This is a genomic window from Microcoleus sp. OTE_8_concoct_300 (assembly GCF_031383065.1).
In the GTDB taxonomy this organism is placed as follows: Bacteria; Cyanobacteriota; Cyanobacteriia; order Cyanobacteriales; family Microcoleaceae; genus Microcoleus.
This window is the reverse complement of sequence record NZ_JANMZH010000615.1, coordinates 1-5,592: the sequence shown is the minus strand read 5'-3', so window position 1 is coordinate 5,592 and position 5,592 is coordinate 1. Positions and strand designations below refer to the sequence as shown.

General features: G+C 48.3%; 5 protein-coding genes and 1 tRNA gene. All 6 read right to left on the bottom strand.

The genetic code is table 11. The features are described from left to right. Positions 1-112: 112 nt before the first annotated feature. The gene (locus ACUVJL_RS28270) at positions 113-262 is read right to left on the bottom strand and encodes a hypothetical protein (protein ID WP_445248884.1); all 150 of its coding nucleotides are present in this window, start codon (positions 260-262) and stop codon (positions 113-115) included. A gap of 124 nt (positions 263-386) precedes the next feature. Next, a tRNA-Val gene (locus ACUVJL_RS28265) sits at positions 387-460 on the bottom strand. A 176-nt stretch (positions 461-636) separates the two neighbouring features. Continuing rightward, positions 637-2,790 carry a protein kinase domain-containing protein gene (locus ACUVJL_RS28260; protein ID WP_445248883.1) on the bottom strand — a complete coding sequence of 718 codons (2,154 nt, stop codon included), beginning with the start codon at positions 2,788-2,790 and terminating at the stop codon, positions 637-639. Positions 2,791-3,049: 259 nt separating this feature from the next. Next, positions 3,050-3,496 (bottom strand): SRPBCC family protein, encoded by a 447-nt coding sequence (locus ACUVJL_RS28255; protein WP_445248882.1) that lies wholly within the window; start codon positions 3,494-3,496, stop codon positions 3,050-3,052. A 175-nt stretch (positions 3,497-3,671) separates the two neighbouring features. Further along, entirely contained in the window at positions 3,672-5,108 is a 1,437-nt protein-coding gene (zds, locus tag ACUVJL_RS28250) for a 9,9'-di-cis-zeta-carotene desaturase (RefSeq protein ID WP_445248881.1), read from the bottom strand. A gap of 211 nt (positions 5,109-5,319) precedes the next feature. Continuing rightward, on the bottom strand, positions 5,320-5,592 hold a 273-nt coding region (locus ACUVJL_RS28245; RefSeq protein ID WP_445248880.1), incomplete at its 5' end, for a zinc ribbon domain-containing protein.

Below are 5,592 nucleotides of genomic sequence, written 5' to 3'. Positions count from 1 at the left end.
GGAGATTTATTTTGATCTTCTGCTGTTCTTCTGGGGTCATGCGAACTTGGATTATGGTAATTTATCTGCTTTCTATTATGCCATCAGCTTAGCCAGACAATTGTCTGAGTATTTATACTGACTGCAAAGTGGGATGCTCCCCTTTACGATTGACGATCGTATCAGGCAAACCAATGTAGAGCCAAAAGCGTTTACCTTCCCACGACCACGCTAACCGTAGCCGATCCTTGAAAACTTCTACATTTACAGAACCTTTGGGCATATCGCAGATTTATCGCATTTAATGTCTGGGATTGTCACTTATTGTCACCCCTGATTGAGAATACTATAGCAGCCCATTAGGTTATAGAAAACTCAAAACCCGCCTAGAAAGCGGGTTTTGAGTATGGACACAACTGGACTCGAACCAGTGACCCCTACGATGTCAACGTAGTGCTCTAACCAACTGAGCTATGCGTCCTCACGAATTCCTAATTTAGCAGAACATTCGATCGAATGTCAAGCATAAATATTCTAGGACTTATCGACTCCGAGTAAAGAAACCGGGTTTTTCACCGGGTCAAGGGCTACAAGCAAGTATTTTCGTCAAAAAACCTGGTTTCTGCGTCCGTGTCAAGGATAAATATTCGATCGCCCCTAATCCCCAATCCCCCGCCAAATCTTCACAGTTCGATCGCCCGCACCGCTAGCCAAACTCCCCCCATCAGCACTAAACGCCACCGACAAAACCTCCCCCCCGTGGCCCGTCAGAATTTCCAGCAAACCCCCCGTACCCGCATCCCACAAATAAATCGTGCCATCCCGACTCCCCGTCGCCAAAACCCGACCATCGGGACTGAACGCCACACACAAAACATCTCCAGAATTGTCCCTCATACTCCGCAAAAGCGTCCCTCGCCCCTGTGCATCCACCCGCCACAGCTTCGCGGTACCATCCCGACTCCCCGTCGCCAAAATCAATCCTTCTCCTACTCCCCCCCTTACCAAGGGGGGGCTGGGGGGGGTGTGACCGGCAGGGGACACAGAGGAAGTCAATCCTTCTCCTACTCCCCCCCTTACCAAGGGGGGGCTGGGGGGGGTGTGACCGGCAGGGGACACAGAGGAAGTCAATCCCTCTCCTACTCCCCCCTTTACCAAGGGGGGGCTGGGGGGGGTCGAAGCAAAAACGATCGCCCGCACCCAATCCCCGTGCTCCGCCAGAGTACAAATCGATCGATTATTTTGCCAATCCCACAACTGCACAGTCTTGTCGCGACTGCCACTCGCCAAAAACTCCCCGCCAGCAATAAAAGCCACCGCCTCCACCCCGCCAGCGTGACCAGTCAAAGCCGACATCCGCCTTCCCTTATTCAAATTCCACAACTGCACCGTTTTGTCCCGACTGCCGCTAGCCAAAACCTGACCATCCCGACTAAACGCCACAGCAGAAACCCTGTCAGCATGACCAGCCAAAGCGTACCACCACTTACCCTTATTCAAATCCCAAATATGAATCATTTTGTCCCGGCCGCCACTAGCCAAAGTCGCACCATCAGGACTAAACGCCACACAAGTCACCCAGTCAGAATGACCCGTAAGAGTGTACCACCGCTTACCCGCATCCAACTTCCACATCTCAATCGTCTTGTCCTCACTGCCGCTAGCTAAAGTCGCGCCATCAGGACTGAAAGCTACCGAGGTGACAGCATTAGAATGCCCTACCAGAGTATGAACACACCTCCAAGTAGGCGCGCGTGCGGGTACAACCCGCTGCATCTGTGGCACAGGTAAAATTGTGCCTGCAACCGTTGGCGGCACTGCATTCTGCACCACAGGCGTCCTCTGCGGCACGGGAATTTTAGGCGCTGGTACGGGCGGTGCCCCCGTGCCCGCCCCCGCCGCAGTCGGCGGCTGCAAATCTTTTAATACCTCAGCTACAGATTTGTAGCGGCGACTGAGACTTGGTTCGATCATTTTGTCGAGGATGCGACTTAATTTCGGATCAATTGGAACCTTCAAAAAGTCTCGCCAAACCCAAGCATCTTGATTGATATCGAACAAATCAAAAGGAGATATTTGAGTTAGCAAATAAATGCAAGTTACTCCCAAACTATACAAATCACTGGCATAAACCGCTTGACCTCTAATTTGTTCCGGCGCGACGAATTCGGGAGAACCGATGACTGTACCAGTTTCTCTCAAACCCTCCACAAGTTTTGCAGCGCCAAAATCAACTAAAACTAATTCCCCGGTTAATGTTGGGTAAGTATAAATGATGGGAGTTTGAGAAATGCGACGCCGGATAATATTGGGCGGTTTAATATCTCGGTGAATTACACTGCGATCGTGCACGAACTGCAATACTGGCAATAAATCCTTCAGCAGACTGAGAATCTGACTTTCGCTGAAAGGCCCAGTCCGCGCCAACTCTTCCTGTAAATTCTGACCTTCTATAAATTCCTGTACCAAATACTGATAGCGTTCCTGCTGAAAGTGCGCCAGCAGTTCGGGAATTTGCGGGTGTTTCCCCAACTCGTCCAGCCGCACCGCTTCTCGGTTGAATAATTCTGCTGCTTTCTCGCTGCTGCTGGTACCTTGGGATAGGGGGAAAAACTGTTTAATTGCACAGCGAGGTTTTGAGGGTTTGTCTTGGTCTATTGCTAAAAAAGTACGGCCGAAACCGCCGCGCCCGAGGGGTTTGATGGCGCGGTAACGCTCTCTCAGCAACAGTTTGGAGCCGCAATTCAGGCAGAATTGGGTACTATCGGCATTTTGCGGGTTTTGACAGGCGGGGTTGAGGCAGTAACTCATAACTGAAGCGAGAAGGAATCAGCAGCATATGTCTATGATACTGAGGTAAAAGGCCGATCGACTCTCGCGTTACAATTATAGTCCTGGACGCACGGGCGCCCAGAAACCTGGTTTTTAACCAAAATATTTGCTTCAAACTTTCAATCTCGGTTCAAAAACCCGGTTTCTTTGTTCGGGTGCCTAAGTCTTAAATTAGAAATTAAAGGACTGAAGTCCTTACTACAAACTGGTTAGTAGTCATGACTTTAGTCCTCATAATTTAAGATGTCGCTTTCACTTCCAGAGCATACTCTTTAAACCTTTCCAAGTCAGCCATAAGAGTCGATTCAACTACTCGCGCTAGAAATGAATTGTCCATCAATTTTGCCAGCCAGCCGGGAACTCCATAAGCTACCGTCAGTTTGACAATGCTGCTGTTTTTGCGATCGTAAAATCTGATTGCACCCCGATTTGGCAAACCGTCTACCGATTCCCACTGAATTATCTGATTCGGCACTACTTTGAGAATCCGAGAAAGCCAGCTAAATTCTAACCCGCCAGTTGCGAGTTTCCAGCGCGACAATTCCGGGTCGTCTTCGAGAATGCGAACTGATTCGATCCACTTCATCCAGCGCGGCATTTGCTCTAAGTCTGACCAGAGTTGCCACGCTAATTCAATGGGAATTGCTACTTCTATTTGGACGCTGTGTTCTAACCAATCAGTCATGCGATTTTAGATTTTAGATTTTAGATTTTAGATTTCTGGTTCCCAGGCTCTGCCTGGTAACGCAGATCCAGAGGCTCTGCCTCGCGTTTTCTGTCTAAATACTGGAGGCGAAGCCTCCTGATAGGCATTCCCAGGCAGAGCCTAAGAACGAGAGAAAACGAGACAGGACTAATGACTAATGAGTGTAAGCTTCGAGAATTGCCTTAGCCGCTTGATGGCCTGAAAGTGTCGCTCCTTCCATACTATCAATGTAGTCTTGCTGAGTATAACTTCCTGCTAGAAAGAAATTGGCAATCGGAGTTTTTTGAGCAGGGCGGAAAACATCCATTCCCGGTGCTTCGCGATACAAAGATTGAGCGAGCTTAACTACACTGTACCAAGTCATGTTTAATTCCCGCGCTGACGGGAATAAATCCTGAACTTGCTTAAGTACGTGTTGGGCGATCGCCTCATTGCTTTGTTTAATAAACGGATCTCCCGGTGTCAGCACCAACTGCAGCAGCGAACCTTGTCCTTCTTGATAATAATCCTTGGGACTTGTCAGTGCCAAATCTGCAAAACAAGAAAAATCTGCATCTGCTGAATATAGCAAATTATCGATTCCTACAGCGTGGCTTAACTGTTTGCGCTTGGCTTCGTCTTCCAGTTCCGTTACCCAGCCGTCGAACCGCAATTGTACTGTAGCAACTGGCACCGCATCTAACTTATAAATGTTGTCAAACTCCGACCATTTGCGCCAAGCTGGGGGCAATATTTTCTGAATACCTGGCACGTCGCAGGCGAAAACGTAAGCGTCTGCGGTAATCTTTTCTTCTGTTTCGCCGTTAGCTACTACCAAGCCTGTCACGCGGGTTTCTTCGCCTTCTTCAAACTGAATTTCTCGGACTCGGCGCCGCGTGTAAATTTTTGCTCCTTTCTTTTCCAAATATTCCACAATTGGTTTGTGCAAATATTCGTTGGGAGAACCAGCTAGCATCCGCATCACAGAAGCTTCGGTTTTGGATGCAAAGAATTGAAATATTGTCAACATACACCGGGCTGAAATATTTTCTGTGTCGATAAAACCCAGTGCGTAAGCGATCGGATTCCACATTCTTTTGAGCGAGTTTTGGTTGCCACCTTGACGGCGGAACCAGTCAGCAAAGCTAACTTTATCCAAATCGCGGATAGTTTTCATCGCCCCGTCAAAGTCTATCAAACCCCGGACGATGGGGCTAGTTCCCAGGGCGATCGCATTTTGAATTTTGTCTTGTACGGATAGCTGAGATGTCGTGAAAAACGCCTTCAAACCGTGCAAAGGAGCACCCACGGGAAAGCGAAAATCTAAAGAACCGGTTTCGCCGCCTCGATTAATAAAAGTGTGGACGTGTTCTTTGAGGAGCAAATCGTCAAAAGCTCCCACTTTTTTCATCAGGGCAAATAAGTTATAATAGCAGCCGAAGAAGACGTGCAAACCCATTTCAACGTGATTGCCGTCGGGATCTACCCAACTGCCGACTTTGCCGCCGACAAAGGGGCGGGATTCAAAAATTTCTACTTCGTGGCCAGCATCCACTAAATCGACTGCTGTCGTCATTCCAGCCAGTCCCGCACCTGCGATCGCAACCCGCATTTTACCTATCCTTTACAGTATTTTTACCAATTGTAACAAAATTTATAATTTCCGAAACCTTCAAAGTTCATAAATGCCGATCGACACTTGTATAGCCCTCTGAACTCTTGCTAGGACATCGGCACTAAGTTGACCGTAAGAGCCTTGTTCCAGATAAGTCTTTTGGACAGTTTTGACAACTCCCTGCCGTAAAACGGCCGAGATTCTTCCTTCATCCAACGTTGCCTCTAAAAGCAGTGCCTTTAGATGGTCTTACACGTCGTCTGGAAGCGTTAGCGAGATGCCCTCCCGCCAAAAGTCGTAAACCTTCATCGCGGATATTCATCGCGGCGTTAATGTCTCTGTCATGTACCGTTTGACATTTGGGACATTGCCAGCTACGAATATCTAAACTCAGGTTATCTAGTTGATGTAAGCAGTTACTACAAGTTTTTGAACTGGGGAAAAATCTATCGATTTCGATATAGATTCTTCCCTCCCACTC